1 rRNA gene is annotated in these 438 nt (G+C 59.4%); it reads right to left on the bottom strand.

Annotated elements, in window-relative coordinates:
* Positions 1 to 330 precede the first annotated feature (330 nt).
* Positions 331 to 438 (bottom strand): 16S ribosomal RNA (locus C5S61_RS03135); the annotation flags it as partial.

Genomic DNA, 438 nt, shown 5'->3' with positions numbered 1-438 from the left:
GGGTCACAGCCTGACTCCGGCTCGCCTACCCGTTTCGGCGGGAGTCCCCGTCCTTCTTCGGTCGTGTGCGCCTAGGCATCCATCACTCGCATTCCTGCTGATCATCGGTCGTCGCGCCTCGGCAGCGCGGTACGCCGAATGGCTCAGGCAGGCAGTTCTGTTCGTTGATGCTTGCTTTTGTTGTTGATGTTGTCGTCAAATATTGGTGCATGGTAAGGTGCAATGCTCAGTAAGCGCTTGCCCACTGATGGGTGCTGCCGCCGCGGCGGTCATTCGTCTGCATCATTCGTTCTGTTTCGTCACTGCCACCGCGTTGGTGGTTATCCCTAGAAAGGAGGTGATCCAGCCACACCTTCCGGTACGGCTACCTTGTTACGACTTCGTCCCAGTTACGAGCCCCACCCTCGGCCGCTGCCTCCTTGCGGTTAGCCCACGGAC

This window comes from Herpetosiphon llansteffanensis (assembly GCF_003205875.1).
Lineage (GTDB): Bacteria > Chloroflexota > Chloroflexia > Chloroflexales > Herpetosiphonaceae > Herpetosiphon > Herpetosiphon llansteffanensis.
Note: the sequence above shows the minus strand (reverse complement) of the source record. Positions and strands in the feature narration are given on the sequence as shown.